Annotated in this window: 23 protein-coding genes and 1 tRNA gene; 14 read left to right on the plus strand and 10 right to left on the minus strand. The window is 67.5% G+C overall.

What is annotated here, in order from left to right:
* Positions 1 to 251 precede the first annotated feature (251 nt).
* Genes DAT37_RS30525 through DAT37_RS30535 form a run of 3 tightly spaced genes read left to right on the plus strand, consistent with a single transcriptional unit; the run spans position 252 to position 3,582 of the window.
* The gene (locus DAT37_RS30525) at positions 252 to 1,568 is read left to right on the plus strand and encodes an NAD(P)/FAD-dependent oxidoreductase (protein WP_109528317.1); all 1,317 of its coding nucleotides are present in this window, start codon (positions 252 to 254) and stop codon (positions 1,566 to 1,568) included.
* Positions 1,565 to 2,287, plus strand: coding sequence for a DUF1365 domain-containing protein (locus DAT37_RS30530; RefSeq protein ID WP_109528318.1), 723 nt, complete (start codon positions 1,565 to 1,567; stop codon positions 2,285 to 2,287). The genes DAT37_RS30525 and DAT37_RS30530 overlap by 4 nt, the downstream gene beginning before the upstream one ends.
* Entirely contained in the window at positions 2,284 to 3,582 is a 1,299-nt protein-coding gene (locus DAT37_RS30535) for a class I SAM-dependent methyltransferase (RefSeq protein WP_232840089.1), read from the plus strand. Before DAT37_RS30530 ends, DAT37_RS30535 begins: the two co-directional genes overlap by 4 nt.
* Here DAT37_RS30535 and DAT37_RS30540 read toward each other — a convergent pair.
* Positions 3,558 to 4,907 (minus strand): TIGR01777 family oxidoreductase, encoded by a 1,350-nt coding sequence (locus DAT37_RS30540; RefSeq protein WP_109528319.1) that lies wholly within the window; start codon positions 4,905 to 4,907, stop codon positions 3,558 to 3,560. The genes DAT37_RS30535 and DAT37_RS30540 overlap by 25 nt on opposite strands.
* A gap of 87 nt (positions 4,908 to 4,994) precedes the next feature.
* On the opposite strand from DAT37_RS30540, the gene DAT37_RS30545 reads away from it, so the two are divergent.
* Complete coding sequence (locus DAT37_RS30545) at positions 4,995 to 5,969, plus strand: SDR family NAD(P)-dependent oxidoreductase (protein ID WP_109528320.1); 975 nt, start codon at positions 4,995 to 4,997, stop codon at positions 5,967 to 5,969.
* A 36-nt stretch (positions 5,970 to 6,005) separates the two neighbouring features.
* Here DAT37_RS30545 and DAT37_RS30550 read toward each other — a convergent pair whose 3' ends face one another.
* On the minus strand, positions 6,006 to 7,151 hold the full coding sequence (locus tag DAT37_RS30550; protein WP_232840090.1) for a sterol desaturase family protein: 1,146 nt from the start codon (positions 7,149 to 7,151) through the stop codon (positions 6,006 to 6,008).
* Positions 7,152 to 7,337: 186 nt separating this feature from the next.
* On the opposite strand from DAT37_RS30550, the gene DAT37_RS30555 reads away from it, so the two are divergent.
* Positions 7,338 to 8,525 (plus strand): sensor histidine kinase, encoded by a 1,188-nt coding sequence (locus DAT37_RS30555; RefSeq protein WP_232840091.1) that lies wholly within the window; start codon positions 7,338 to 7,340, stop codon positions 8,523 to 8,525.
* Positions 8,522 to 9,181, plus strand: a complete 660-nt coding sequence (locus tag DAT37_RS30560) for a response regulator (protein ID WP_198654506.1) — start codon at positions 8,522 to 8,524, stop codon at positions 9,179 to 9,181. Before DAT37_RS30555 ends, DAT37_RS30560 begins: the two co-directional genes overlap by 4 nt.
* Before the next feature lie 140 nt (positions 9,182 to 9,321).
* On the opposite strand, the gene DAT37_RS30565 is transcribed toward DAT37_RS30560, so the two are convergent.
* Positions 9,322 to 9,395: transfer RNA gene (locus DAT37_RS30565), tRNA-Met, on the minus strand.
* A 605-nt stretch (positions 9,396 to 10,000) separates the two neighbouring features.
* Here DAT37_RS30565 and DAT37_RS30570 point away from each other — a divergent pair.
* On the plus strand, positions 10,001 to 10,534 hold the full coding sequence (locus tag DAT37_RS30570; RefSeq protein WP_109528322.1) for a transglycosylase family protein: 534 nt from the start codon (positions 10,001 to 10,003) through the stop codon (positions 10,532 to 10,534).
* Positions 10,535 to 10,621: 87 nt separating this feature from the next.
* Here DAT37_RS30570 and DAT37_RS30575 read toward each other — a convergent pair whose 3' ends face one another.
* The gene (locus DAT37_RS30575; protein WP_109528592.1) at positions 10,622 to 13,627 is read right to left on the minus strand and encodes a UPF0182 family protein; all 3,006 of its coding nucleotides are present in this window, start codon (positions 13,625 to 13,627) and stop codon (positions 10,622 to 10,624) included.
* Positions 13,628 to 13,868: 241 nt separating this feature from the next.
* Between DAT37_RS30575 and DAT37_RS30580 the strand changes: the two genes are divergently transcribed.
* Entirely contained in the window at positions 13,869 to 14,447 is a 579-nt protein-coding gene (locus DAT37_RS30580; protein WP_109528323.1) for a PPA1309 family protein, read from the plus strand.
* A gap of 12 nt (positions 14,448 to 14,459) precedes the next feature.
* Here the strand turns inward: DAT37_RS30580 and DAT37_RS30585 are convergent, their stop codons facing one another.
* Positions 14,460 to 15,482, minus strand: a complete 1,023-nt coding sequence (locus DAT37_RS30585) for a YlbL family protein (RefSeq protein WP_198654507.1) — start codon at positions 15,480 to 15,482, stop codon at positions 14,460 to 14,462.
* A 161-nt stretch (positions 15,483 to 15,643) separates the two neighbouring features.
* Here DAT37_RS30585 and DAT37_RS30590 point away from each other — a divergent pair, with 161 nt between their 5' ends.
* The 4 genes from DAT37_RS30590 (at position 15,644) to DAT37_RS30605 (ending at position 20,150) form a co-directional block, all read left to right on the plus strand.
* Positions 15,644 to 17,029: a zinc-dependent metalloprotease gene (locus DAT37_RS30590; protein ID WP_109528325.1), complete on the plus strand. Its 1,386-nt coding sequence runs from the start codon at positions 15,644 to 15,646 to the stop codon at positions 17,027 to 17,029.
* A 488-nt stretch (positions 17,030 to 17,517) separates the two neighbouring features.
* Entirely contained in the window at positions 17,518 to 17,709 is a 192-nt protein-coding gene (locus tag DAT37_RS30595) for a hypothetical protein (protein ID WP_109528326.1), read from the plus strand.
* A 150-nt stretch (positions 17,710 to 17,859) separates the two neighbouring features.
* Positions 17,860 to 18,723: a hypothetical protein gene (locus tag DAT37_RS30600; RefSeq protein ID WP_109528327.1), complete on the plus strand. Its 864-nt coding sequence runs from the start codon at positions 17,860 to 17,862 to the stop codon at positions 18,721 to 18,723.
* A gap of 83 nt (positions 18,724 to 18,806) precedes the next feature.
* A complete protein-coding gene (locus tag DAT37_RS30605) occupies positions 18,807 to 20,150 on the plus strand; it encodes an ABC1 kinase family protein (protein ID WP_109528593.1) in 1,344 nt (447 codons plus the stop codon).
* Positions 20,151 to 20,467: 317 nt separating this feature from the next.
* Here DAT37_RS30605 and DAT37_RS30610 read toward each other — a convergent pair whose 3' ends face one another.
* The 3 genes from DAT37_RS30610 to DAT37_RS30620 all read right to left on the minus strand — a co-directional run bounded on the left by DAT37_RS30610 (position 20,468) and on the right by DAT37_RS30620 (position 23,554).
* Positions 20,468 to 20,737, minus strand: coding sequence for a WhiB family transcriptional regulator (locus DAT37_RS30610; RefSeq protein ID WP_269814817.1), 270 nt, complete (start codon positions 20,735 to 20,737; stop codon positions 20,468 to 20,470).
* Between the two features lie 194 nt (positions 20,738 to 20,931).
* Entirely contained in the window at positions 20,932 to 21,294 is a 363-nt protein-coding gene (locus DAT37_RS30615) for a hypothetical protein (RefSeq protein WP_109528329.1), read from the minus strand.
* A gap of 112 nt (positions 21,295 to 21,406) precedes the next feature.
* Positions 21,407 to 23,554, minus strand: a complete 2,148-nt coding sequence (locus DAT37_RS30620) for an ATP-dependent DNA helicase UvrD2 (protein WP_109528330.1) — start codon at positions 23,552 to 23,554, stop codon at positions 21,407 to 21,409.
* Between the two features lie 145 nt (positions 23,555 to 23,699).
* Here DAT37_RS30620 and DAT37_RS30625 point away from each other — a divergent pair, with 145 nt between their 5' ends.
* Positions 23,700 to 23,930 (plus strand): mycoredoxin, encoded by a 231-nt coding sequence (locus DAT37_RS30625; protein ID WP_109528594.1) that lies wholly within the window; start codon positions 23,700 to 23,702, stop codon positions 23,928 to 23,930.
* Positions 23,931 to 24,007: 77 nt separating this feature from the next.
* Here DAT37_RS30625 and nudC read toward each other — a convergent pair whose 3' ends face one another.
* Together nudC and DAT37_RS30635 are read right to left on the minus strand one after the other, a co-directional pair.
* Positions 24,008 to 24,907, minus strand: a complete 900-nt coding sequence (gene nudC / locus DAT37_RS30630; RefSeq protein ID WP_109528331.1) for an NAD(+) diphosphatase — start codon at positions 24,905 to 24,907, stop codon at positions 24,008 to 24,010.
* Positions 24,908 to 24,922: 15 nt separating this feature from the next.
* Positions 24,923 to 25,987, minus strand: a complete 1,065-nt coding sequence (locus tag DAT37_RS30635) for a potassium channel family protein (protein WP_109528595.1) — start codon at positions 25,985 to 25,987, stop codon at positions 24,923 to 24,925.
* A 139-nt stretch (positions 25,988 to 26,126) separates the two neighbouring features.
* On the opposite strand from DAT37_RS30635, the gene DAT37_RS30640 reads away from it, so the two are divergent.
* Positions 26,127 to 26,525: a DoxX family protein gene (locus DAT37_RS30640; RefSeq protein WP_109528332.1), complete on the plus strand. Its 399-nt coding sequence runs from the start codon at positions 26,127 to 26,129 to the stop codon at positions 26,523 to 26,525.
* Position 26,526 lies beyond the last annotated feature (1 nt).

Consider the following 26,526-nt stretch of genomic DNA (forward strand, 5'->3'; position numbering starts at 1 on the left):
GGCTGACCGCGTCCCATCCGGCGTGCGCGTCCCGAACTCGGCGGCGAGAACGTGCGACGGTCCATCCCGAGCCGTCCACTCCGGTTGCGATCGGATCGCCTCCCCCGAATCCTTTCGTGGACATATCAACCCCGGTCGGAACCCGATTCGACCGATCCGACGCGGCGCGCACGGCGAACCCCTCCCGACACGAGTGGCTCACTCATCTGAAACGATGCATAATTGATGCACAGTGTGTCCGAAGGAGAGTTATGGTCGACCGCACGCAGGACCGCACCGGGCGCGTCGCCGTCATCGGCGGCGGAGTATCCGGACTGACCGCGGCGTTGGCCCTGGCCCATTCGTCGGAGGTCACCCTGTACGAGGCGCAGGCCAGGCTCGGCGGACACGCCGACACCCACCGGATCACCGCGACGACGGGCGCCTCGATCGGCGTCGACACCGGTTTCATCGTCCACAACGACCGCACGTATCCGACGCTGCTGCGCCTGTTCGACGAACTCGGCGTCGCGACACAGGAATCCGATATGAGCATGTCGGTGCGATGCGACGGCTGCGGCCTCGAGTACGCGGGAGCCCGCGGTCTCGCCGGACTGTTCGCCACACCGCGATCGGTGACCCGCGGGCGTTACCTGCGGCTGCTCACCGAAGTACCGCGTTTCCACCGCCTCGCCCGCGCGGAACTCGACAACGCCGGGTCCGAGGGCCGGACGCTGGGCGAATTCGTCCGGGCGACGGCGTTTTCCGACTACTTCGTCACGCATTTCCTGACACCGCTGGTATCGGCGGTGTGGTCGTGTGATCCGACCACCGCGCTGCGCTACCCGGCCAGGTACCTGTTCGCCTTCCTGCACCATCACGGCATGCTGACGGTGTTCGGCTCGCCGACCTGGCGCACCGTAGTCGGCGGGTCGGCGAATTATGTCGCCGCGGTCGCCGAGCGATTGGACGCCGTGCGCGTGGCCACCCCCGTTCGCGCGGTGCACCGGACCGCCGACGGCGTCGCCGTGCGGGACGACGCCGACGCGGTCACGCACTTCGACGCCGTAGTGGTCGCGACCCACCCCGACCAGGCCCTTGCCCTGCTCGCCGAACCCACCGACGCCGAACGCTCGATCCTGTCCGCGATGCCGTATTCGGTGAACCACACCGTCCTGCACACCGACGAATCCGTACTCCCGAAGGCCACGCGGGCCCGCGCCTCGTGGAACTATCGACTGCCCGCGTGCGATACCCGCGCCGACCGGGTGCTCGTCAGTTACGACCTGACCCGATTGCAGCGCCTCGACCGCGCCGACGACCGCCGTTTCCTCGTCACTCTCGGCGACGGCGACCGGGTCGCGGCGGACCGGATTCTGGATCGGATGGTCTACGAGCATCCGATCTACACCCCGGAATCGGTCGCCGCGCAGCGCAGGCTCGGCGAGATCGGTGACGATCGCGTGGCATTCGCGGGCGCGTACCACGGCTGGGGTTTCCACGAGGACGGCGCGGCGTCGGGCCTACGCGCGGCGCGACGGCTGGGCTCTCGATGGGCGGACGAGCCACGGGTCGTGCACGCGTCATGAACGCGCGGATCGTCCGTACCCGTATCCATCACGCGCGCATGGCCCCGCTGCGGCACGAGTTCCGCTATCGCAGCTACAGCTGGCTGGTCGATCTCGACGATATGCCGAGGCTGCCCGGGTTGCTGCGTCCGTTCGCCGATTTCCGCGCCGCCGACCATCTCGGCGATCCCGACCTGTCGCTGCGCCGCAATGTCGACGATTACCTGGCCGAACACGGCATCGGCCTGCGCGGCGGCCGGGTGCTGATGCTCGCCAACGCCCGCGTCCTCGGGCATGTCTTCAACCCGCTCACCCTGTACTGGTGCCGCGACGAGACCGACACTCCGGTCTGCGTGATCGCCGAGGTGCACAACACCTACGGCGGCAGGCACCGCTACCTGCTCCGCCCCGACGAGGACGGCCGGGCTCGCACCGAGAAGCAGTTCTACGTGTCACCGTTCAACGAGGTCAGCGGTGAATACCGGATGCGCGTCCCCGAGCCGGACGACGAGCTGCGGGTATCCATCGTGCTCGAATACGGAGCGCCGATCTTCGCCGCTTCGATGACGGGTCGTTGCCGACCGGCCACCCTCCCGACGATTCTGCGCGCGATCATTGCCGTACCCCTCGCTCCACTCATGGTCTCGGCGCGTATCCGCTGGCAGGGCGCGCGCCTGTGGGCCCGCCGCCTGCCCGTCATCGCCCGAACCCCCGTTTCGCCCCAGGAGCCGCTGCGGTGAGTATCGAATTCCATGCCGAACCAGGCACCCGCCCGACCCCGAGCAGAGCGGTGTGGCCCGACGTCGACACCGTCCCCACCGGCATCCGAACCGCCGTCGCGGCGCCGGTGGCCGAATACCTGTTCCGACGCGCGATCCGCGACCTGCCGATACTGGTCGAACTGCCCGACGGCACGAGGTACGGCAACGGTGATCGCGACGATCCGCGAATGATCCTGCGCCGCCCGCGTGATTTCTTCGCCCGAATCGGGGCGGGCGGGCTGATCGGGTTCGGCGAGTCGTATATGGCCGGTGACTGGTCGGCGCCCGACCTCGCGGCGACCCTCGCGGTCTTCGCCGCCCGCATCGACACGCTGATCCCGGCGTCCCTGCAACGGTTGCGCCGACTGTATGTCGCCGCCCATCCGGCGGACGAACGCAACAGCCCGGACAACACCCGGGACAACATCGCCAGGCACTACGACCTGTCCAACGAGTTCTTCGCGCTCTTCCTCGACGACACGCTCACCTATTCCAGCGCGCTGTTCGAACAGCTCACCCCGCCCCCGCGCTGGGAGGATCTCGCGGCGGCCCAGCACGCCAAGATCGACCGGATGCTGGACGCCGCGCGCGTCGGGCCGGGTACCCGCGTTCTCGAAATCGGCACCGGCTGGGGCGAATTGGCCCTGCGCGCGGCCGCGAGGGGCGCGGTGGTGCGGTCGGTGACGCTGTCCACCGAACAGCGCGCGCTCGCCGTGGAACGGATCGCCGCGGCCGGGCTCGGCGACCGGGTGCGCGTCGATCTGCTCGACTACCGCAAGGTGGACGGCACCTACGACGCGGTGGTGTCGGTCGAGATGATCGAGGCCGTCGGCTACGAATATCTCGGCACGTTCTTCGCGACCATCGACGGCGTGCTGGCGCACGACGGGCGGGTGGTCGTGCAATCCATCACCATGCCGCACGAACGCATGCTCGCCACCCGCGACACCTACACCTGGGTGCACAAATACATCTTTCCCGGGGGCTTCCTGCCGTCGACCCGCTTGATCGAGGAAACCGTGCGCCGCGACAGCTCACTTGTCGTCCGCGACGACTTCTCGATGGGGCCGCACTACGCCCATACCCTGCGGTTGTGGCGGCAGCGCTTCGAGTCGCGGCTGGAGGAAGTGGCCGCGCTCGGGTTCGATCCGGTCTTCATCGAGATGTGGCGGCTGTATCTGGCCTATTCCGAGGCCGGATTCCGATGCGGTTACCTCGATGTGCGTCAGTTCCTGCTCACCAGAGCGGATCAGCCGGTCCGGCCGAGCAGATGACGCAGCGTCGATTCCAGCTCGGGTCGGCGAAACGTGTGCCCGGCGCGTAACAGTCGCGCCGGCGCGACACGCTGGCTCGCAGCGGCCAATTCCTTTGACCCCTGCGCACCGAGCAGCAGGCCGGGGCCGAATTCCGGAACGGGCAGCAACGCGGGTCGATTCAGCACCCCGGCCAATGTCTTGGTGTAATCGGTGTTCCGAACCGGTTGCGGGGCAACGGCGTTCACCGGACCGGCGATATCGCTGTCCCACAGCGCGCGATGGTACACGTCGACGAGATCGTCGATTCCGATCCAGGACAGCCATTGGCTGCCGTCACCGATCCGGCCGCCGAGTCCGGTCGTGAACAGCGGGCGCAACAGTTTCAGCGTGCCACCGCGCGGCGATTGCACGATACCGGTGCGAATCCGGGCCACCCGTACTCCGGCTTCGGCCGCGACGAGTGTGGCCGCCTCCCAGTCGGAGACGAGGTCGGCGAGGAAACCGTCACCGCGCGTCGCGTTCTCGTCCAGCACCTCGTCGCCGCGGTCGTATCCGTAGTAACCGATGGCCGAGGCGCAGACGAACGTGCCGATCCCGGCGGTGGCCGCGCGTTCGGCGAGCCTGCGGGTCGGACCGATCCTGCTCTCGGTCATCGCGCGCTTGTGGCCCGCGGTGAAACGCCCGGCGATCGACGCGCCCGCCAGATGGACGACGGCGTCGACGCCGTCGAGCAGATCCGGCGCGGGATCGTCGGGGTGCCACTGCCTTTCGTCCGCACCGACCGGCTGATGCCTGACCAGGCGCAACACCCGGTGTCCGCCGGTGGTCAGGAACGCGGTCAACGCCGAACCGATCAGGCCCGTACTTCCGGTGACGGCGATCGTCGACGGCGCGTAGCCGTGTGCGGCCGCCCGACCGTGCGCGGCCAGATCGTCGGCCAACTGCCGATAGCGGTAGTCGAACATCGGACGCAACGCGAAGGCGGGAACCGGGGAGTCCACCCGATCCACCACCCGGGTGCCCGCTTCGTCGACGACCTCGAATTCGTGTGTGTGCCGCCAGCGCAACAGCAATCCGGCGGGCATCGAGGCGAGCCCGTCGGCGACCAGATCGTCGACGAACCGGTGCGGCGGGTCGTATTCGGCCGGATCGTGGCGCGCCACCCACCGCAGTCCACCCGGCAGACCGAGGACCGCGCGGCCGTCACGCAACGAATCCGCCTCGGCGACCGGGGTCACCGGCTGCCACGGCGGCGCGAGCCTGGCGAACGCACCGGGGCGGGAATACCACGCGAACACCTCGGATCGGGGTGCGGCGACGACACTCGAACACTCGATGCCCATCCCCCGACTCTAACCACGATTCACTCTCGCGCAACGTTCATGCATCGTTCCATCGCGATTCGCGGGAATCTCTAGAAGAATGGGCCGATGACCGATGCACCCGGTGCCACGCCTCGACTGGACACCCTCCTCGACCGGACCATCGTTCCCGGCTTCACCCGTCTCGGCATCGCGCTACGCCGCGACCACTGGCCCGCCGATCCGGCGCCGCACGCGCTACGCGGCGCGACGGCACTGGTGACGGGGTCCAATTCCGGTATCGGCCTGGCGATCGCGAACGCGCTGGCCGCACTCGACGCGTCGGTGGTGCTGGCGGTACGCAACCGGGAACGCGGCGAAAGGGCACGCGACCGGATACTGGCGGCGCATCCGGGGGCCGACATCCTCGTCACCGAATGCGATATCGCCGATCCGGATTCGGTCACCGCCTGCGCCGACCGACTCGTCGACCAGCTGACCGGGCTGAACGTACTGATCCACAACGCGGGCGTGCTGCCACCGAAACGCACCGAGTCACCAGACGGACACGAGCTGAGTCTGGCCACCCACATCCTCGGGCCGCTGCGTCTGACCGACCGGCTCGCGCCACTGCTCGCCGCCACCGGTGCGGGCCGGGTGATCTTCGTGTCGTCGGGCGGGATGTACACCCAGCCGCTGGCCGTCGACGATCCCGAATACCTGCGCGGCGGCTATCGCGGCGCGACGGCGTACGCGCGGACCAAACGCATGCAGGTGGCCTTCACCCCGATCATCGCCGAACGATACGCGCCGCAGGGGATTTCGGCGCACTCCATGCATCCGGGCTGGGTCGACACCCCCGGCGTCACCGACGCGCTGCCCGGTTTCCACCGTCTCGTCGGGCCGCTCCTGCGGACTCCGGCCGAAGGGGCCGACACCGCCGTCTGGCTGGCCGCGACGCAACCACCGCCGCCGTCCGGACATTTCTGGCACGACCGACGGCAACGTCCCGAACACCGGCTGCGCCGCACCCGCTATTCCTCCGGGGAGGTCTGGCGGCTGTGGCTGGACTGCAACCGTGCGGCCGGGGTGACCCTGTACTGATCGGATCACCCACGGCCGCACAGTGGTTCGTGATTGTCAGCGCACCGGTTGCGGTGTGAGCGCGGCGTCGTCTGATCGCGGCGTCCACGGGTACGCCGACCGGTGCTCGGTCGTCGCGTCCACCGACCGGGGCTCAGTCGCGACGTCCACCGCGCGCGACCCATGCACGGTCATGGCATCCGCCGACCGGTTCGCGATCATGGTGTCCGCCGATCGGTTCGCGATCATGGTGTCCGCCGACCGGTGCGCGGTGACGGCGTCCACCAACCGGCGCGTGGCGACCGCGTCCGCCGACAGTGCGGCCGGGACACCGGGGACGGTCTCGGACGAATCCGGTGTCCGCTCGCTCCATCCGGGCGGACCGAAGACGTACCCGAACCTGCCCCGCCACGAATTCGCATGGCGCACATCGCGGATCATCGCCGCGAGTTCGTGGTAGTTCACCTTCAGCGGATTGTCTGTCTCGATGTTCTTGGTGAGTCCGTAGCGGATCGGCTCGGACTTCTCGGCGAAGCTGCCGAACAGGCGATCCCAGACGATGAAGATGCCGCCGTAGTTCTTGTCGATGTAGGGCTGGTTCGACGCGTGGTGGATCCGGTGGTGGGCGGGGGTGTTGAACAGGAATTCGATCGGGCGCGGCAGGGTGTCGACGCGCTGGGTGTGGATCGGGAACTGGTACAGCAGGCCGATGGCCTGGAGCAGGAAGATCATCCACGGCGGCAGGCCGATCATCGCGGCGGGCACCCACGCGAATCCGCGCATGGTCGAGGCGACCGGATGCACCCACGACAATCTCATCGCGGTGGAGAGGTTGAAGTACTGGCTGGAGTGGTGGACGCTGTGCGCGGTCCACATCAGCCGGATCCGGTGGTCGGCGCGATGGGCCCAGTAGTAGCAGAAGTCGGTGACGACGAATCCGAGCACCCACACCCACCAGTGCTGCGGCGACAGGTGCAGCGGTGTCAGCGCGGCGACGACGATCACCGCCGAGAACGGCACCAGATTCTGCGCCAGCGGCCGCAGCACGCGCCCGATGCCGTAGGTGGCGATATTGGACGCGGTGTCACGCCCGGACAGTCCGTTGGCGGAGCGGTCGGGATCGCGGCGGTAGGCGATCCACTCCACGAGCATGAGCACGGCGAACGCCGGTACGGCGTAGATGAACAGCTGGGAACTATTCACGGTGTCTCCCTCCAATGGGTTCGCGTCTCACCCTATGGCCGCTGACCAGGCAATACATCGCGCCGCCGGGGGATTGCCGATCCCCCGCGCGGGGGATGCGCCGACGCCACCCGGCGGACACAGTGGCATCGGCGGGTCCGCGGTGGCGCGTGCCGCGCTGGGTAGGCTCGGCGGCGGCCCGACGGTGTGAAAGGTGGTGGCGAACTGTTCGACGTGACCAGGTCGCTGGCCAGGCAATCGCTCGTGGTCGCGATCACCGCCGCGGTGGTCGACACCACGATGCTGGCGCTGTGCGGGGTGTTCGCGATCGCTCCGTGGCAGACCATGGCGGTGATGGCGGGCATCGTCGCGGCCGATCTGGCCCTCGCCGCTCCCCCGCGCACCGCCGCGGTCGTCGCCGTCGCGCAGGTCGCGGTCCGACTGGCGGAATCGGTGCTGATGATGCGGCACGGACTCACCGTGCGTTTCGCCGACGTCGGCTATCTGGTCGCCGGGTATCGCGCGGGTGCGTGGCTGACCGGCCTTCGCTCTTTTCTCACCGTCGCGATCCTGTGCGCGGGTTTCGTCACCGGGCATCTGCTGGTCGCGAGCGCCACCGCGGGCGATTGGCGGCTGCTGCTCGCCACTACGGTCAGCGTCGGCGTGGTTCCGTGGCTGGTCGGGCGCTACACGGCCGCCCGTGGCGCCTACATCGCCGATCTGGAACAGCAGGCGCGCCTGCGCGAGCAGGAACAGCGCACCGCGCTGACGCGGGCCGTCGCCGACGAACGCGCCGCCATCGCCCGCGACCTGCACGACGTCATCTCCCATCACGTCAGCGCCATCGGGATCCACGCGGGCGCGGCGCGACTCGCGCTGGCCGACGCGGGCGACACCGCCGCGACCCGCTCGCTGAGCGCGGTCGAATCGAGCAGTCGCGCGGCGATGGTCGATCTGCGCAGGCAGTTGGATATGCTGCACGGCCGCGAGGACGACAGCCAACGTCAGCCGGGCCTGTCCGATATCGACGGGCTGATCGATCATGTCGGGGCGGCGGGGCTGGACGTCGAGGTCGTCGTCGACGGCGCCCCTGTGGCACTGCCCGATTCCCTCGACCTGACCCTGTACCGCATCGTGCAGGAGATCCTCACCAATGCGCTGCGACACGGCGATCCCGGTCGAGCGCGGCTGGTCATCGGCTACCGACCGGACCGGGTGACCCTCGCAGCGTCGAATCCCGTTCCCGCCGTGACCGTCTCGTCGCCGGAGGTGCCGCGAGGTCTCGGCGGGATTCGCCGCCGGGCCGAATTGTTCGGCGGGACGGTGCGATACGGTCTCGATTCCACCGGACGCGAATGGCACGTCGATGTCGAGATACCGATCGGAGAGTCGTGACCACATCCCTGCGCGTCCTGATCGCGGACGACCACAGCATGTTCCGTTCCGGACTCCGGGCCGTGGTCGACAGCCAAGCGGATCTGGAATGCGTGGCCGAGGTCGGCGACGGACGCAGCGCCATCGCCGAAACAGCCCGCCTGCACCCGGATGTCGCGATCCTCGATGTGCGGATGCCGAAACTGGACGGCCTCGCCGCCACCGAGTCGATCGTTGCCGCGGGCGGCACTCGCGTATTGGTTCTCACCACCTACGACAGCGACGCCAACCTCTACCGCGCGCTGCGCGCCGGTGCCAGCGGATTCCTGCTGAAGAGTCTGCCACCGGAAGAACTGGTCGCCGCCATCCGTATCGCCGCCCGCGGCGACGCCCTCATCGACCCGTCGATGACCCGCCGTCTCATCGCGAATTTCGCGGGCACCCTGACACCCACGCGGACCCCGCCCGAAGTCGACCAACTGACCGCCCGCGAACGCCAGGTCCTCTTGCTGCTCGCCGACGCGCGCAGCAACGCCGAAATCGCGGCCGAATTATGCGTCGGTGAGGAAACGGTCAAAACGCACGTCTCCCGTGTGCTGGCGAAACTCGGTGTGCGCGACCGGATTCACGCCGTCGTGTACGCGCATACACACGGACTGGTGACGCCGGGAGGCTGACCGCCGGTCATGCGCCCGGCGATCCGCGCGTGACTCCCCGCGCCGATCCACGAATTGCGCGGCCGTCGATCGGATAAGTTGTATAGACGAAGAAATGGCTCAGGCCCGGGAGATCGTAATCTCTCGGGCCTGAGCCTTTGTAGCGGGGACAGGATTTGAACCTGCGACCTCTGGGTTATGAGCCCAGCGAGCTACCGAGCTGCTCCACCCCGCGTCGGTAAACACAACATTACACATGTCGGCGCACAGAAGGCAAATCACCGCCGCCGCATGTCATCACACCAGGTCAGCACCACCGAAAAGCCGCCGTGGGCGGCAGATCGGACCCGCCATGAGGCGTGTCGCATATCGAGGGCCCGTCATGACGGGGCGCACCCACACCCGACACATCTCGACGAGTCCCGGCGATGCGCACGATTCGACGGAATGATGTTTCAAATTCCCACCCACCGGGATTCCGGCATGCTTACACCGCGAGAGAGATACCGAAACGTGACGCGGAACACTATTTCATGGTAATCTCGGTCACATCACGACGTTATAACTGCTCGACGGAAACCGCTTCGCATGGCGTTTCCCACCTGCATGAATAGACATATACCCGCTATTCGCTTCAGACAATGCGTGAGTTATCAAGATGTGATCTGCCGAGTTTTCTTCGTTACCGTCGAACCAGGCCCGGAGGCAATCCGCGGATGGGCTCCAGCTCGCATCGTTGACCGCCGGAAACCCTGTCCCGTGGTGCGAGAACCCCGACTTCCTGGGGACAGGGACCGGCGAAATCCACGCCGAGTCGGTGCGTACAGGGAGGGAAATCATATGTCTGAGAACCGGAAGTTCAGCGCGCGCGCCCTCGGCTTCGCAGCCGTCACCGGCGCCCTTGTTGCCGTCCCGTTCGCACTCTCCACCGCGACCGCGTCGGCCGCGCCCGCCCATGACTGGGACGGCGTCGCGCAGTGCGAGAGCGGCGGCAACTGGGGGATCAACACCGGAAACGGCTACTACGGCGGCCTGCAGTTCTCGCCGAGCACGTGGTCGGCCAACGGTGGCCAGGGCTCGGCCCACGGCGCCAGCAAGGAAGAGCAGATCCGCGTCGCGGAGAACGTGCTCGCCACGCAGGGCGTCGGCGCCTGGCCGGTGTGCGGCCAGTACCTGCGCACCGCGGAGCCCACCCCGGAACCCGAGCCGGAGATCCTGTCCGAGCTGCCCGCCGAACTCCCGAACAGCGCGGTCTCCGCCGTCGACCAGGCCAAGAGCGCAGGCGCCGACCTGGCGAAGCAGTACGGCCTCGAATCGCAGTACCAGGCCGTCCTCGAGCAGAACAGCGCGCTCATCGACTCGCTGGGCCGCTGACGCCGACCCCGTCAGCGACACAGCGTCTACAGGAACGGCGCCGCTATCACTGGGAGATAGCGGCGCCGTTCTGTGTTCGCCTCCGGATCAGCGACCGGCCTCCTGGTAGGCCTTGACCGCGGCCTCCAGTTCGTCGAGCGCCTTACCGAAGTCCTGGAAGTTACCGGTGCGCATGGCGGTGCGCACCGCCTCCAGTTTCCTGTTCAACTCGGCGGCAGCCGCGTCCTTGGCCGGCGAGGAACCGGTCGGTGGAGTGACGGTGCCGGTCGTGGGCGGGGTACCGCCCGACTGCGGCGGCTGGGTGGGTTCGGTGACCTGTGGCACGGTCCCCGGTTTCGGCCTGGTCGCGGGATCGCCGCCGAACGGGGTCGCCAACGCCCCCGCACCGGGGAGCAACTGGTTCAGCGCCTCGGCGAGTGTCGCGGCATAGCCGACCTTCACACTGCCCGCCTCGTCGCGATAGCTGACGAGCACGCGAAGCAACTGCGGGAAGGTGGACGTGGTCGGGCCGGTATTGCGTTCGTTGTAGAACGGTTCCACGTAGAGGATGCCGCCGTCGGCGATCGGCAGGGTCAGCAGATTGCCGTATTTGATCTTGTTGGAATTGGACAGCAGGGTTTTCTCGCGAGATACCTGATCCGCGGTCGTCATACTGTTCTGCGTCTGCTGTGGACCCTGGGTCTGGGTGTCGGTCGGCAATTGCAGAATCGTGAACTTGCCGTACCCGTCGGGGTCGGACCGCACCGAGATGTACGCGGAGAGGAACTGCCGGTTGTAGCCGACCATCGCACTGGTCAGGTTGAACACCGGTTTGTTCGTCGCGGCGTCGCCGAGCAGCACGTAGTACGGCGGCTGGTTGAACGTGCCGCCGCCCTGGGCCTCGACGGTGGGATCGGCGGGCACCGACCAGAAGGCGTTGTTGGTGAAGAACTCGCGCGGGTTGTCCACGTGGTACTTCGTCAACATCTCGCGCTGGACCTTGAACAGATCCTCTGGATACCGGAAGTGCGCGCGCAACTCGGGCGAGATGTCACTTTCGGGCTTGACGGCTCCGGGGAACACTCCGCGCCACGCCTGCAACACCGGATCGGAGGAATCGGTCTCGTAGAGGGTCACCGTGCCGTCGTAGGCGTCGACGGTGGCCTTGACCGAGTTGCGGATGTAGCTGACCTCCTTGCGAGGCAGCAACCGTCCGGTCTTCTTGTCGATGCTGTCCTCGACCGCGCCGTCGAGCGAGGTGGTCTGCGCGTACGGGTAGTTGTCGAGCGTGGTGTAGGCGTCGACGATCCAGACGATCCGGCCGCCGACGACGGCGGGGTAGGTATTGCCGTCGGTGGTCAGCCACGGCGCCACCTTCTGCACGCGCTCCTTCGGGCTGCGATTGAAGATGATCTTGGAATCGTCGCCGATGGCCGAGGAGAACAGAATGTTGCGCTCGGCGTACTTGGCGGCGAAGGCGAGCCGGTTGAACCAGTTGCCGATCGAAACCCCGCCCGCGCCCTCGTAGGTGTAGGACGCCGTGTCGGAGTCGTACTCGCGCGGGTTCTGGCCGTCGACGGCGCCGACGATCGCGTAGTCGGGATTCGACTGCGAGATCAGCTCGCCGTAGTAGACGCGCGGCTGTTCGACCTTGATTCGCTGCCGGTCCGCCGCGGTCGACAGATCGCTGACCATGAAGATCGGGTAGCCGCTGTCACTGCTGCCGCCGGTCGCGTTCGGATCCTCCGACTGCGGCTTGTTGACGCGGTTGGCGGGCGCGGCGACGAAACCGTTGCCGTGGGTGTAGACGGTGTGCTTGTTGATCCAGTCGGTCTGGTTGCCGCTCAACGCCGCGGGATGCAGTTCGCGCGCCGCGACGATGAAATCCTGCACGTCGCCGTTGAGGGTGTAACGGTCGATGTCGAGCGACTCGGGGAAGCCGTAGAAGTTCTTCAGCTGCTGCAACTGGGTGAACGTCGGCGACAGGATATTCGGGTCGAGCAGCCTGGCGTTGCCGATGGTGGCCGCGTCGACCGGGATCTCCAGCGGGGATTTGCGGCTCTCGCCCCGGTAATCCTTGTATTCGATCTTGTCGTCGGTGATCCCGTACGCCTGCCTGGTAGCGGCGATATTGCGCTCGATGTATTCGCTTTCCTTGTCCGCGGCGTTCGGGCGCACCGAGAACTGTTCGACGATCAGCGGGTACACCGCGCCGACCAGGATCGAGGAGAGCACGAGCAGCGCCGCCGCCATGGCGGGCACCCGCAGATCACGCAGCACGATGCCCGCGAAGAACGCGATGGCGCAGATGACCGCGATGGACAGCAGGATCAGTTTGCCCGGCAGCACCGCGTTGATATCGGTGAACGAACCGCCGGTGAAGGTCGGTTCCTTGCGGCTGCTCATCAGCAGGTCGTAGCGGTCGAACCAGTAGGCGACCGCCTTGAGCAGCACGAAGGTTCCGGCGAGCACCGCGAGCTGGATGCGCGCGGGCCGGGTCAGCGTGCCCTCGCGGCCGCTCAGGCGCAGTCCGCCGAAGATGTAGTGGGTGACCAGATTCGCGAAGAACGCGATGACGATGGAGACGAACAGCCAGTTCAGGACCATGCGGTAGAACGGCAGGTCGAAGGCGTAGAAGCCGACGTCGAGGCCGAACTGCGGATCCTGCTGGCCGAAATCCCCGCCGTTGAGGAACAGTTGCAGCACGACCCAGTTCGACTGCGCGACCAGGCCGGACAGCACGCCGATGACCACCGGGATGCCGATGCCGAACAGGCGCAGCCTGCTCATCACGGTGGTCCGGTAGCGGGCGATCGGATCGTTCGGCCCGGCGACCGGGATGAAGACCGGCCGGGTCCGGTAGGCGAGCAGCAACGCCAGCCACACCACGAGGCCGACGAAGATCGCCACCGCCGCGAACAGGATGACGCGACTGCGCACGACCGTCAGATAGACATTTCGAAAGCCGACCTCGCCGAACCACAACCAATTGGTATAGGCGTCGGTCAGCCGCGGTCCCAGCAGCAGCAATGCCGCGATGACGACGGCTGCCACGAGCAGCACTCGGCTGCGGCGGGACAACGAAGGTAAGCCGGTGGGGGGCCGCATGCCCACGATGCCACTCTCCAAGGTCCGGCGGCGTCCGCTCCGTTGCCGGGCGATGCACCGCAGTCCGATTGATGCGGGTGATCCTGTGCGGACCATCTGGGGCCACTCTACGGAAACGGACATCGAATGGGCTCGGTGACCTTGTTCAGCATCGGAAATACGATTCCGCGGGCGTCATCGGGGCGGCGGGCGACCGAGTCGCCGAGTCCCGCCACGGCCGGTCCCGGGGTGATGCGAGGATGTTTGCGTGACCGCTGACCTGCACGCCGAACTCGTCCTCGCCCGCTCCGTCCGTGAGGTGGCGGAATTCGCCGACGCCGAAGGCTGGGGCAACCCCCCGCAGATGTTCGCGCTGGTACCGACGACCGATCTGGTCGCCGCCGAACCCGGACTGATCGATCAGCTCGATCAGGGAAACGAACTCACCCCGATCGCCCAGGAAGCGTTCCCGGAGGACATCACCGGTGGATCGATGGCGTTGGACGAATTCCTCGCGACCACGACATGGCCGCCCGCGGTCCAGGGGTGTGTGCTGGTCCAGGAGATCGTCGTGCTGCCGCCGGACGCCGAGAGCACCCTCGACGACGCGCTCGCCCCGCTGCTCGCCGATCACGACGCCGCCGACGCCGCGGCCCGCGCGGCGGCCGAATCACATCCCGAACGCAGGGAGGCTCGGCTGCTCGCGGCGGTACTGCGTGATGGCGCGTCGCTGTGCCTGCTGCAACTGCGCCCCGAGGACGACGAGGAATTCGCCGACCTCGATCTGCTCACCTATCCCAACCTCGCGCCCAACCTGGTCGAGGCGCTGCACAACACCTTCGACTGACGGCCCGGTTCCTCAGCCGCAGCTCACGGTCTCGCGGCCCGCGCTGATGTCATCGAGGGATTTCACCGCGCCGCCCAGATTCTCGACCTTGACCAGCCGCAATCCCTCCGGCGTTCGCTGCCTGGCCTCGTTGCAGTTCGCGGCGGGAACAAGGAATGTCTCGGCGCCGACCTCGCGCGCGGCCATCATCTTGTACTGGATGCCGCCGATCGGCCCGACCTTGCCGTCCTGATCGATGGTTCCGGTACCCGCCACGAATTTGCCGCCGTCGAGTTCCCCCGGGCTGAGTTTGTCGATCAGCGCGAGGCTGAACATGAGCCCGGCCGACGGACCGCCGATATCGGCGAGGTTGAAGGTGACCTCCATCGGCGGGCGCGCGCCCTCGCCGGGGGTGACGCCCAGGTAGCCCTTGGCCGGATCGTCCGGGCGCGCGGCGAGCACGATCTTGGCGGTCTGCTCCCCCGCGCCGCGGCGGAACGCCACGGTGAGTTCACTGCCGGGCGGCTGCGACGAGGCCGCCGTCACCACGTCCTTGGGCGCGGCGATCGGCGCGCCGTTGATGCTGATCAGTTCGTCACCCGGTTCGAGCACTCCCGCGGCCGGTCCGTCACCGACCTTGCGGATGAGCACCACCGTCGGCAGATTCAGGAAATGCAGGGCGGCGACCTCGGCGTTGCCCTCGGAATCCTTGAAATCCTGCTGGTTGGACTTGTCGATCTCCTCGCGCGGCACCCCGGGCGGATAGACCTCGGCGCGCGGCACCAGTCCGTGCTGGCCGCTGGCCCAGAACCCGAAGGCCTCGAACAGGTTCAGGCCGTCGCGCACCGAGACCGTCGTCATATTGAGGTGACCCGTCGTCGGATCGACGGCCGCGCCCTGCACATCGACAACCTGTTTGCCGTCGACCTCGCCGAGTGTGTTGAAGGTGGGTCCTGGACCGAGCGCGACATACGGCACGGTGACCACGGTGCCGATCACACCGAGTATCAGCACCGGGACGAGGGCGGCCACCAGGGTCATGATCCGACGATTCACCAGGCCCACCATAGTGATCGGCCGCGCGTACGGGCGGCGCAGGCAGATTTTCCGGCCTCCGCGCGTCCACCCGTTCGCCCCTCGCGAACATCGCGCTCGCACCGGCGCGAGCCACGCCACCATCCCTTGTTCGTGCCTGTCGCCCGCGTAACGTTAGCTGTATGACTGACCTCCCATTCGGATTCTCGAACCGCGATGACGACGACGCGCGCAAGCGTGGCGAGGAGCCGAGCGGTGCCGATCCGAACAACCCGTTCGGGTTCGCGACGGGTGGCGCGGGCGGGTTCGATCCGTCGCAGCTGGGACAGATGCTGACCCAGTTGGGACAGATGCTCAGCGGGATGGGCCAGCCGGGGTCGGCGCAGGCCGGTCCGGTCAATTACGACGTCGCCAAGAGATTGGCCCGCCAGCAGCTCGGTTCGTCGGTGACGCCCGTCTCGGAGAGCACGGCCAAGGCGATCGCGGATGCCGCACACCTGGCCGAACTGTGGCTCGACGGTGCGACCACCCTGCCCGCCGGCGCGGGTCGAACTGTCGCCTGGACGCCCAACGACTGGATCGAGGAGACGCTGCCGACATGGAAACGGCTGTGTGATCCGGTCGCCGAGCAGATCTCGGGTATGTGGACCTCGCAGTTGCCGGAGGAGGCACGTGAATTCGCCGCCCCGATGGTCGGGATGCTGGGCCAGATGGGCGGACTCGCGTTCGGCTCGCAACTCGGCCAGGCTCTCGGCCAACTCGCCAAAGAGGTGTTGACCTCGACCGATATCGGCCTGCCGCTCGGCCCTAGCAGCACCGCCGCGCTGCTGCCCGCCGCGATCTCCGAGTTCAGCGCGGGCCTGGAGCAGCCGGAGAGCGAGATCATGGTGTTCCTGGCCGCGCGCGAGGCCGCCCACCAGCGCTTGTTCCAGCATGTGCCGTGGCTGCGCCAGCAGGTGCTCGGCGCGGTCGAGGACTACGCGCGCGGTATCAAGATGGATTTCTCCGCACTGGAGGAAGCGGCCCAGGGCATCGACCCGATGACGCTCGGCGACCCGTCGAAACTCGAGGAACTGCTGTCCAAGGGCACCTTCGAGCCGCAGACCACACCCGAACAGAAGCAGGCGCTCGAACGTCTGGAGACCCTGCTTGCCTTGATCGAGGGCTGGGTGCAGGTGGTGGTCACCGAGGCCGTCGGCGAACGTCTGCCCGGCGCGGGCGCGCTCGCCGAAACCCTGCGCCGCCGCCGCGCCACCGGCGGCCCCGCCGAACAGACCTTCGCCACCCTCGTCGGTCTGGAACTGCGTCCGCGCAAATTGCGCGAGGCCGCCGCGCTGTGGCGGCGGCTGAGCACCGACGCCGGAATGGAAGCCCGCGACGGTGTGTGGGCGCATCCCGACCTGCTGCCCAACTCCGACGACCTCGATTCGCCCGCGGGTTTCATCGATTCGGTGATCGGCGGTGGCACAACCGCTTTCGACGATCCGATGGCGCAGTTGGCGGCGACCGAGGCGCGCGAGGCCGCCGAGCGGGCGGCGCGCGAGAAGAAGGACGACGACGGCGAGTGATCGCCGCGCCGCGCGAAGCGGCACGTGTGGGACGGCTCGTGTGCGTGGGCCGGAGCACGGCATGTGATGTGGCCGGACGACTGCCGAAGGCGGTCGAGTTCGGCGCGGGCGAACTCGACTCAGGGTGTCCGATCCCCGCGATCGGTGGTGAGTGCGTCACCGAGCACCGAGCACCGAGCACCGCACGGAATCCAGCTAACCGATAGATAACCACGTCACCCGAGGTCCGATCGATCCGCTTCGGGTCGAAGCATTCGTCACAAGTGCTGGTCAATGGTCCATTTCAAGTTGCCGAGCCTAAAGGTACCCATGAGTTGGTAACCGTGTTACCGTGAGTAGCGAACCAGCAAGAGCCAGCCAGCTACCAGACGATGTGGAGGCGTGATGCCAACGAACTTCTCGCTGACACGTTCAGCCACGGCGCTCGGAGACGACCGAGGCCCGACCGGCTCGGCGCGATGGACATATGACGGTCTGAGGTCGAAGTGATGGAACGCCACATAGCTGTCGAGACCGGTATCGAGGGGCTTCCCACGATGCACTATCGGGCCGAGGAATCCGCGGCGGCCGCTTTCGTCGCGGAGATGCGCAGACTGCTGCCCGCCCGCGCGGTGCGCGTCGACAATCGCGTGACCCGGGAAATGCGCCCCCTGCCATGCCAGCGGCTCTACCAGGCGTAGTCGCCGCGGTCGGATCGCCGCGGGATGGATCGCGGACACCGACCTGGACAATCACACGTCCGAGAATTGCCCTGTGAACAACGCGAATTCCTGTGGATAACCCCAGGATTCACCCCCTTCGCGATACCCGGGCACCCGCATACTTCCGGCATGACAACGAATCCTGCGCGGGGACCGATGCTGAATCCACGGGTGACGGTCCTCGTCCGCCCGTCGGGGGTGGTGCAATTGGGCTGGGATCCGGAAAAAGCTCTGCTGATCGACCCGCCCGGTCTCGACACCGCGACGGTGCTCGCCTTCATCCGACTACTGGACGGCTTGCAGACCCGACCGCAGATCATCTGGCAGGCCGGGGAGAACGGCATCGCCGCCGATCGCGCGGTGGCGCTGCTCACCGAAATCGATGAGGCCGGACTGCTCGTGCACCCGAGAACCCGCGAACGGCAGGTCAGATCGGTGCGGCTCCACGGACTCGGTCCACTCTCCGACGCCCTGACCACGGGTCTGCGCCGCCTGGCGATCCGTCCCGCGCGCTCACGCGGGCCGGTGCCGGACGCGGCGAGCGCCGCGTGGCGAGCGGATCTGGTCATCCTCGCCGACGACGTGGTCGCCGATCCCCAGCTGGTGAGCGAGCTGGTGCTGCATCGCATACCGCATCTGCAAGTACGGATTCGCGACGGCAAGGGCATCATCGGCCCGCTCGTACTGCCCGGGGAGACCAGTTGCCTGCGCTGCGCGGATCTGACCCGATCCGACCTCGACGCGGATTGGCCGCATCTGGCTGCCCAACTGCTCGGCCGGGTCGGGCACGCCGCACCCGCCGCGATCGCCGCCACCGCCGCGCTGGCGCTCAACGAGGTCGAGTCGATCGTGGCCTGTTCGCCGCTGCGCACCCCGGCGACCCTGGACACCACACTCGAACTGGATCTGGATTCCCATCTCATCCAGCAGCGCTACTGGGCACCGCACGGGGAATGCGGATGTCGCGCCGTTTCGGCGGGCGTACCGGCGTGAACGGGGTCGCGACCATGGATCGGACAGGGACCGAGATCACATTACGATGGCGATCCCCCCGGCCCTTCCGCCATGATGGGTACGTGTCCGAGATTGTGCGCCGCCGCTCGTCCCGCAATGCCAAGCTGGCCAAGATTCCGCTCGGCATCGCCGGACGCGCGGCAGTCGGCTTCGGCAAGCGGCTGGCGGGGGGCGACAGATCGGAGATCAGCGCGAACCTGAACCAGAAGGCCGCCGAGCAGTTGTTCACCGTGCTCGGCGAGCTCAAGGGCGGGGCGATGAAATTCGGCCAGGCGCTGAGCGTGATGGAGGCCGCGGTCCCGGAGGAATTCGGCGAGCACTACCGCGAGGCACTGACCAAGTTGCAGGCGGCCGCGCCGCCGATGCCCGCCGCGACGGTGCACCGGGTGCTCGACCAGCAGCTCGGCACCCAGTGGCGGCAGCGCTTCCAGACCTTCGACGACACCCCGGCGGCGTCGGCCAGTATCGGCCAGGTGCACAAGGCCGTGTGGTCGGACGGCCGGACCGTCGCGGTGAAGGTGCAGTACCCGGGGGCGGACGAGGCGTTGCGCGCCGATCTCAAGACGTTGTCGAGGATGACCGGCCTCATCTCCTCGGTGATTCCCGGCGCCGACGTGAAACCGATCCTGGCCGAGATCACCGAACGCACCGAGGAAGAACTCGACTACCGCAACGAGGGCGCCAACCAGCGCGCCTTCGCGAAGGCGTTCGACGGTCACCCGGAGATCGTGGTGCCCAAAGTGGTGGCCTCCGCGCCCAAGGTGATCGTCACCGAATGGCTGGACGGAACGGCGGTGTCGAAGATCATCGCCGACGGCGCGCGGGATCCGGAGGGCACCCGCGACCTGCGCAATCGGGTCGCGTTGCTGATGGGCCGGTTCCACTTCTCCTCGCCGGAGACGGTCGGCCTGCTGCATGCCGACCCGCACCCCGGCAATTTCATGATGCTCGCCGACGGCAAACTGGCCGTCATCGATTTCGGCGCCTGCGCACCGCTGCCCGACGGGTTCCCCGCCGTGCTCGGCCGGATGCTGTCGCTGGCCGTCGACGAACGGTTCGACGAGCTGACCGACCTGCTCCACGAGAACGGATGGGTCATTCCGGGCCGGGAGATCACCGACGAGGAGATCGCCGACTACCTGCGTCCGTTCACCGACCCGATCCGGACCGAGTCGTTCCACTTCACCCGCAAGTGGATGCAGCGGGTGGCGGGCAAGGCGTCGGACTTCTCCAGCCCGGAGATGAAAACCGCACGCGCCCTGCAACTTCCCGCCGAACACGTGATGATCTTCCGTGTACTCGGCGGCTCGGTGGGCATCCTGGCCCAGCTCGACGCCGAGATCCCGTTCATGCAATTGGCCAACACCTGGCTGCCCGGTCTCCGCGAGGAGCGCTCGGCCAGCTGACAGCGGCGGCACGGACGATACTTCGCGTCGAGGCGGCGCGCTTCTTCTCGGCACGGTGGATCATGCCGACAAGAAGCGGGCCGCCTCGGTGGCGAAAGACTTTGTCGCACAACGCAAACTAGCCACACACCGGATCTCGCGGTGTGCGGCTGGTCTGCTTTCTCGTTCCTGGGCGCCGTGGGGGTGCGGCAATGACGGGGCCTCAGCGACCGGAGGGAGGAAAGACCTCGGCTCCGGGCCCACGATCCACGCCATGGCGACGCACGGCGTGATCATGGGCCCGGTGAACCGTGTCCGGGTGTGTTCGCGGATCCCGCTCATGCGGAGATCGCGACCTTGCGCGGACGACCGCGCGGACGCTTGCGGGCGATCACGACACCCTGGTCGAAGATCTCACCGCCCCAAACACCCCAGGGCTCAGCACGATCCAGAGCCGCGTTCAGGCAGCCCTTACGGATCGGGCAGGACTCGCACAGTGCCTTGGCCTGCTCCAGTTGAGCGGGGCTCTCGGCGAACCAGAGGTCGGGATCCCCCGCCCGGCAGGGCAGGACTTTGCTGACCTCACGGGTGCGGGTCGACCGTGCCACGGTTCGGCATGTCACGTGAGTAGTGGCTTGTGGCCAGCTCTCGGCGGTGAACACGTCGTTCTCCTTCAGCTTGTTTGCAGCGGTTCGTTACTTTGTCCACGAAACCGGTGGCAAACGGCTGAAGAGCCGCTTAAAACAAATGGCCACGGGTTTCGCTTCGATGCGATCCGTGGCCAGGAGGTGCGGGGAGTCCCCTACCTAGATCGACATCTGTGTCGATTCCTGATCACGGTCGCCGGGTGTGCGGTGCGGAGGCGGGCTGCTTGCGTATCGGCCGCCGGGTTTTCCAGCAGTGCGGATGCCTGCTCGTATCCGGTGTCGAACGCGAAGCCACCGGGGACCTCGACGGCCTCCGGGTGCCAGCTACCGCTGGTCTTGTCCTGCATCGATGCGCAGATCGGCTGATGGGTGCGCGAGACTTTCGCCCCGCCGCCGAGAGCGCCTACGAAGGACAGACCGGTCCCCTGCAAAGCGAGGACCCCCCGGGAGGCTGATATGGGCATGCGCACGCCACCACCGAACATGTCGATAGCGCTGATATTCACGATGCCGTTCATCGGTCTGCCTCCCTCCTGTACTCGAAATCTGTCGGAACTGTGCGCGCCGAGATGACCTCCCGGTGCGTGATTCCCACCATATGCAATGTCGGCGAAACCGACAACATATTTTCTACCTGCGGTTTTGTGATGTGGATCGACGTCGCGACGCGACGATCGCTAGGACATCCGCGCCGTACTGGACGATCTTCTTCGCGCCGATCCCCGGAATCGCCTGGAGCGCGCCGTCATCGGAGGGCAGTTGTTCGGCGATCGCGGTGAGCGTGGTGTCGGTGAAGACGACGAATTCGCGCACCCGCAGCGCTTCGGCCTTCTCGCTGCGCCACTCCTTGAGCGTCTCCAGGAGCACGGCGTCGAGTTCGGCCGGACAGCGACGACAGCGGCCGAGCATGGTGGCGTAGGTACCGATGAGCGGTTTCGCGCAGATGCGGCAGGTCGGCCTGATTCCCTTGGCCTCGACCACCGGCGCGGCGATCCGCGACGCGGGCGATTCGTCGGGGACGACGCCGTTGAGGAACCGGGACCGGCGCCTGGTCCGACGCGCGCCCTCGGTGCGCGCCAATGCCCAGGACAGCCGCAGGTATTCGCGGGCCCGGGTGACGCCGACGTAGAGCAGTCGCCGTTCCTCCTCCAACGCCGCGAAATCGGCGACCGAACCGTCGTCGGCCATGACGTGGTTGATCGGAAGGGTGCCGTCGGCGAGGCCGACCAGGAAGACCGCGTCCCATTCCAGTCCCTTGGCCGCGTGCAGCGAGGCCAGCGTGACGCCCTGCACGGTCGGCGGATGCCTGGCCTCGGCGCGCGCGGCCAGTTCGCGCAGCAACCCGAGGAGATCGAGGCCCTCGTCCTGGCCGAGCAGTTCCTCGGTCAGCCGGACCAGCGCGACCAGCGACTCCCAGCGCTCCCTCGCCTGCGCGCCGGTCGGCTCGGTCGTGGTGAGCCCGACCGGGGCCAGCACCGCTCGGACCAGCGTGACCAGTGATTCACCGCTCGTCGACTGCTCCGGCAGATCCTCGCGCGAGGCGGCTTGGCGCAGCAGCGACACGGCCTGGCGCACCTCGGCGCGCTGGAAGAACCCCTCGCCGCCGCGCACCTGATAGGGAAGTCCCGCTTCGGTCAGCGACTGCTCGTAGGACTCGGATTGGGCGTTGATCCGGTACAGCACCGCGATCTCGGAGGCGGGTGTGCCCCCGTCGACGAGTCTGCGGATCTCGCTCGCGACCGCGGCGGCTTCGGCCGGGACGTCGGGGTGTTCGGCGAAGATCGGTTCCGGGCCGTCGGGCCGCTGGCCGATCAGTTGCAGCCTGGTGCCCGCGATCCGGCCGCGCGCCGCGCCGATGACCCGGTTCGCCAGCGAGACCACCTGCGGGGTCGACCGGTAGTCACGTTCCAGCCGCACCACGGTGGCCTCGGGGAAACGGCGGGAGAAATCGAGCAGGTAGCTCGGCGTGGCGCCGGTGAAGGAGTAGATGGTCTGGTTGGCGTCACCGACGACGGTCAGATCGTCGCGCTCACCGAGCCAGGCGCCGAGTACGCGTTGCTGTAGCGGGGTGACGTCCTGGTATTCGTCGACGACGAAACTGCGGTAACGCCCGCGGAATTCCTCGGCAACCGCCGGATAGTCCTCCAGCGCGGCCGCGGTGTGCAGCAGCAGATCGTCGAAATCGAGCAGTAGCCCGTCCGGTGTGGTCTTGAGCGATTCGTAGGCCGCGTAGACCTCGGCCACCCGCTGCGCGTCGCAGGGCGGTTCACGATGGCGCGCGGCGGCGGCCGCCGGGTAGTCCTCGGGCGCGATGAGCGAGGCCTTGGCCCATTCGATCTCGCTGAGCAGATCGCGCACACTGTCGGTGGCCGAGGAGAGTCCGGCGCGATTGGCCGCCTGCGCGACGATCGGGAATTTGCTGTCGATCAGACGCCACGGCACATCACCGACGACCTGCGGCCAGAAGTATTTCAGCTGACGCAGGGCCGCCGCGTGAAAGGTGCGCGCCTGCACCTGATTCGCCTCGCCACCCAGGCCGAGGCCGCGGAGCCTGCCGCGCAACTCGCCCGCCGCGCGCGCGGTGAAGGTGACGGCGAGCACCTGGTCGGCCTTCACGTGCCCGGCCGAGACGAGATGGGCGATCCGGTGGGTGATCGTCCTGGTCTTACCCGTTCCGGCGCCCGCGAGTACGCAGACCGGCCCGCGCGGCGCCCGGACGGCGGCCGCCTGCTCGGGATCGAGGGCGGCGAGATCGAGTGCGGGCACGGCGTCCATCATGGCAGCCCCCTCCGACAGCTCCGCCGCGAACGCTCGGCCGGGCTCGCCGATCGATAAGCACATCGCCGATTTTCGGCGACCCAGGAACAGGATCGGCACGCGAGGTGTTGAAGGTTGGGTGACTGACGCAACCCCCGCCCTGACCATGTACTCGACCACCTGGTGTGGTTACTGCCGGAGGCTGAAGAAGCAGCTCGAGGAATCGGGCATCAGCTACGTGGAGATCGATATCGAGCAGGATCCGGCCTCGGCCGAATTCGTCGGGAGCGTCAACAACGGCAATCACGTCGTGCCGACGGTGAAATTCGCCGACGGCTCCACCGCGACCAATCCGTCGCTCGCCGCCGTCAAAGAAGTACTCGCCACCCTCGCCTGAGAAACCCTCGCCCGAGAACGGTTCCAGCCCACCCGGCCCCGGCCGTATCCCCGACGGGCATACGGCCGCGGTCACGTTCAGTCCAGCGCGGCCCAGGATTCCACGATGGTCCTCGCGATCGAGATGGAACCGGGCAGCAGCAGTCGCGGACCCTCCCCACGCGCGGACCAGTCCCCGTCTGTCAGCGCCGTTCTGACCTCGTCCCTGGTGAACCACTGCGCCTCGGCGATCTCACCGTCCGAGAAGACCAGCGGCTGTTCGGGATCGGCGACCGCGGCGAAACCGAGCATCAGCGAGCGCGGGAACGGCCACGGCTGGCTGCCCAGGTAGTGGATATCGCGCACGTCGAGACCCACCTCTTCCTTCATCTCGCGTTCCACGCACCGTTCGAGCGATTCGCCCGCCTCCACGAAACCGGCGAGGATCGAATACCGCCGCGGCGGCCAGGCGTGCTGGCGGGCCAGCAGGGCGCGATCGCCGCCGTCGTGGATCAGGCAGATGACCGCCGGGTCCAGACGCGGGAACTCCTCGGCGCCGTTCTCGGTAACGCGGGACCAGCCGCCCTTGATCGGCTCGGTCACCACCCCGTCGGCGGCATGGAATCCGGCACTGTCGTGCCAGTTCAGCAGCGCGAGCGCGGAGGTGAGCACCCCCGCGGTGAAGTCGTCGATCCCGTCGGCGAGCATGCGCAGATCGGACAGTTCACCGGTGAGATCGGTATCGCGCACCGCCCACAGATGTCTTCCTTCGGCGATACCGAGGAAAACCGCGGTGGGGTTCGGTTCGGCCGACCACTCGACGGCGGACTCCAGCACCAGGGCGCCCTCGGCGAAGCGGAACTGGCCCTTGCGGTTCAGCCGGAGCAGCCGTGCTTCGCTCCAGCCTTCCTTGAGAGCCTGGTCATCGGCCCGGAGCGTATCGGCCCGGTCGACGGCGGAACGCGACAGCAGCGGCACGGCATTCAAGTCGAAAGACACGCTTCGACACTAGTCTCATTTGAGCACGCGACGAATATAGAGCAGCTTGTCGCCGCTCTCGATGGCGTCGACCTCGGGTTCGCCCACGCGGATGAGGTCACCGTTGCGCACCACACCGAGCACGATATCGCTGAGATGGCGCGGGGAGCCGCCGATCTCGGACGGCTCCACATCGCGTTCGGCGACCGCGAATCCCTGTTCGGGCGTGAGCAGATCCTCCATGATCTCGACCACGGTGGGGGTGGTGGTGGCGATGCCGAGCAACCGGCCCGCCGTCTCCGAGGAAACCACCACCGAATCGGCGCCGGACTGGCGCAGCAGATGGGTGTTCTCGGCCTCGCGGATGGCGACGACGATCTTGGCCGCCTTGTTGAGTTCCCGCGCGGTCAGCGTGACGAGCACCGCGGTGTCGTCGCGGTTGGTGGCCACGATCACCGACGCCGCGTTCTGCACGCTCGCCAATCGCAGCACGTCGGACTGGGTGGCCGAACCGTGCACGGTCACCAGGCCCGCGTTGCCCGCGGCCTCCAGCGCGACGGTGTCGGTGTCGACGACCACGACATCAGCGGGTTGCACACCGTCGGCGATCATCGCGTGGATCGCGGTCCGTCCTTTCGTTCCGTATCCGACGACCACGGTGTGATTACGCACGCTGCGCCTCCAACGCTGAATCTTGAATGTCTGGCGGGAACGCTCGGTGAGCACACCGATGGTGGTACCGACGAGCACGATGAGGAACAGCAGCCGCAGCGGCGTGATGATGATGATGTTCGCGAGCCTGGCCTCGGGTGACACCGGGGCGATATCGCCGTAACCGGTGGTCGAGAGCGAGACCGTGGAGTAGTAGAACGCGTCGAGGAAGGAGATGTCCTCACCCGCGTTGTCGTGGTAGCCCTCGCGACCGAGGTAGACCACCATCGCCGCGGTGAACAGCAGTCCGATCGCGAACAGGACGCGCCGGACCAGCGAAGCCCACGGGCTGGTCTGGGTCTCGGGAATGCGAAGCAGGCCGACCAGCGCGAAATCCGGACGACTGGTCAATCCGAGTGCGCGCGACCTGTCGCCGAAGTCACCCAACACCGGTGCCACCACCCCTGCCGCTCATCGAACCGGCCAACTCCGGCTTTACCTGTACCTCCGGCACAGCACGGGAGCCTACTCCGTTACGGCGATACCGCCCGGCCTCGACGCGAACACCGATGGATGCCAGGGTGTCCGTATGGCTGAAAACACATCGGACGCGGGGCGGCGTCCCGCTCTCGCGCTGTCGCTGCTCCTGTTCGGCGCCGGGGTCATGCATTTCGTCACCCCGAAATTCTTCGACTCGATCGTGCCCCGATCGCTGCCGGGCAAGGCGCGCGATTACACCTACGCCTCCGGTGTGGCCGAGATCGGCGTCGCGGCGGCGCTCGCCGTGCCGCGCACCCGCGGTGTCGGCGGCCGCCTCGCCGCGCTGCTGTTCATCGCGGTACTCCCGGCGAACGTGCAGTTCACCGTCGACACGGTCAACAACAAGAAGGCGTCGCAGGCGATGAAGATCGGGTCGGTGGCGCGACTGCCGTTGCAGATCCCGCTGATCACCCAGGCGTTGAAGGTCGCCCGATCCTCGCGTCGCTGAG

The organism is Nocardia aurea (assembly GCF_003123685.1).
Classification (GTDB): Bacteria; Actinomycetota; Actinomycetes; order Mycobacteriales; family Mycobacteriaceae; genus Nocardia; species Nocardia aurea.

Coding starts and splice junctions, on each gene's coding strand:
- DAT37_RS30525 (WP_109528317.1), top strand. CDS start 252: ATGGTCGACCGCACGCAGGACCGCACCGGGCGCGTCGCCGTCATCGGC.
- DAT37_RS30530 (WP_109528318.1), top strand. CDS start 1,565: ATGAACGCGCGGATCGTCCGTACCCGTATCCATCACGCGCGCATGGCC.
- DAT37_RS30540 (WP_109528319.1), bottom strand. CDS start 4,907: ATGGGCATCGAGTGTTCGAGTGTCGTCGCCGCACCCCGATCCGAGGTG.
- DAT37_RS30545 (WP_109528320.1), top strand. CDS start 4,995: ATGACCGATGCACCCGGTGCCACGCCTCGACTGGACACCCTCCTCGAC.
- DAT37_RS30570 (WP_109528322.1), top strand. CDS start 10,001: ATGTCTGAGAACCGGAAGTTCAGCGCGCGCGCCCTCGGCTTCGCAGCC.
- DAT37_RS30590 (WP_109528325.1), top strand. CDS start 15,644: ATGACTGACCTCCCATTCGGATTCTCGAACCGCGATGACGACGACGCG.
- DAT37_RS30595 (WP_109528326.1), top strand. CDS start 17,518: ATGGAACGCCACATAGCTGTCGAGACCGGTATCGAGGGGCTTCCCACG.
- DAT37_RS30600 (WP_109528327.1), top strand. CDS start 17,860: ATGACAACGAATCCTGCGCGGGGACCGATGCTGAATCCACGGGTGACG.
- DAT37_RS30615 (WP_109528329.1), bottom strand. CDS start 21,294: ATGAACGGCATCGTGAATATCAGCGCTATCGACATGTTCGGTGGTGGC.
- DAT37_RS30620 (WP_109528330.1), bottom strand. CDS start 23,554: ATGATGGACGCCGTGCCCGCACTCGATCTCGCCGCCCTCGATCCCGAG.
- DAT37_RS30625 (WP_109528594.1), top strand. CDS start 23,700: ATGTACTCGACCACCTGGTGTGGTTACTGCCGGAGGCTGAAGAAGCAG.
- DAT37_RS30640 (WP_109528332.1), top strand. CDS start 26,127: ATGGCTGAAAACACATCGGACGCGGGGCGGCGTCCCGCTCTCGCGCTG.